This is a genomic window from Micrococcus sp. LASM2_SD2 (assembly GCF_057364565.1).
Genome location: NZ_JBNFOB010000392.1, coordinates 1 through 1,220 on the forward strand (window position 1 = coordinate 1; position 1,220 = coordinate 1,220).

The window sequence follows — 1,220 nt, forward strand, 5'->3', positions numbered from 1 at the left end:
CGGCGACGAGCCCGCGGATCGCCTCGGCGCTCGAGCTCACCCGACCTCTGGAGCTCGCCGAGCGCGAGGCGGGCACGCTCTCCGGCGGGCAGCGGCAGCGGGCGTGCTCGCCCTCGTGCTCGCCCAGCAGACCCCGGTGGTGCTCCTCGACGAGCCCACGAGCTACCTCGACCTCAGCCACCAGGTGGAGGTGCTCGACCTGGTGCGCGCGCTCCCGGACCCGCGCGGCGGGGGCCGGGCGACCGTCGTCGCGGTGCTGCACGAGCTGAACCTGGCGGCGCGCAGCGCGGACCACATCGTGGCGATGGCCGCGGGCCGGGTGGTGGCGCAGGGCACGCCGGGCGAGGTGATCGTGCCGGAGGTGCTGGCCGAGGTGTTCGGCCTGGACGCGGACGTGGTGGCCGACCCGCTGCTGGGCCACCCCGTGGTGCTGCCGCGCGGGAACGGGGACCGCCGATGAGCGCCGACGGCATGATCGTGGCGCACACGCGTGTGGTGTCCGTGGAGCAGCCGTGCCGCGGGTTCCGGCGGATCGTGCTGGCGGGCCCGGACCTGGAGGCCGCCAGCGGGGACCTGCTGGGACTGCTGCCGCCCGGCGTCGCCGACCTGCACGCCCTGTACCGGGGGCGCGCGGCCGCGCCGTGACGCCTATGTGAAGCTGCTGATCCCCCCGCCGGGCGGGACGTCGGCGGACCCGGACCTGTCCGCCGGGTTCCGCGCCGGGTTCCTGGCCATCCCCGAGGAGGAGCGCGGCTGGATGCGCACGTACACGGTGCGCTCGGCCGGGCTCGTGCGGCTCGACGGGCGGCACGTGCCCTCGCTGACCGTGGACGTGGTGCTGCACGGCGACCCGGACGACCCCGCCGACCCGCATCAGGGGCCGGGCCTGCGCTGGGCGCGCGCCGTCCAGGCGGGGGACGCGGTGAACGTGCTGGTGCCCTCGGCGGAAGCGCCGGCGTGGTCCGGCTGGCGGCAGACGGGGGCGCACCGTGTGCTGGCCGTGGGCGACGAGACCGCCGTCCCCGCCCTGGTGTCCGTGGCGGAGGAGCTCGCGGACCCGTTCGGCGGGTTCGACGGCGAGGCGGACCTCGTGCTCGAGCTGCCCCATGACGGGCAGGCCGCCGACCTCATCGCCGAGCGGCTGGCCGTCCCCGAGCCGTGGGACTGGCGGGCGGTGACGGAACTGGCGGACCGGGGCCGCGTGCGCCTGCACGTGGGCC

Annotated in this window: 2 protein-coding genes and 1 pseudogene; all 3 read left to right on the forward strand. The window is 77.2% G+C overall.

Annotated features, from left to right (window positions below; translation table 11 throughout):
* Positions 1-460 (forward strand): annotated as a pseudogene (locus tag AC2W7A_RS12630) (ABC transporter ATP-binding protein); the annotation flags it as partial.
* Complete coding sequence (locus AC2W7A_RS12635) at positions 457-645, forward strand: hypothetical protein (protein ID WP_485991636.1); 189 nt, start codon at positions 457-459, stop codon at positions 643-645. The pseudogene AC2W7A_RS12630 and the gene AC2W7A_RS12635, both read left to right, overlap by 4 nt.
* Positions 646-652: 7 nt before the next feature.
* Positions 653-1,220: siderophore-interacting protein (locus AC2W7A_RS12640; protein WP_485991637.1), on the forward strand; the 568-nt coding region annotated here is incomplete at its 3' end.

Excerpts from the sequence above, each read along its gene's own strand:
- AC2W7A_RS12635 (WP_485991636.1), top strand. The coding sequence starts at position 457 with ATGAGCGCCGACGGCATGATCGTGGCGCACACGCGTGTGGTGTCCGTG.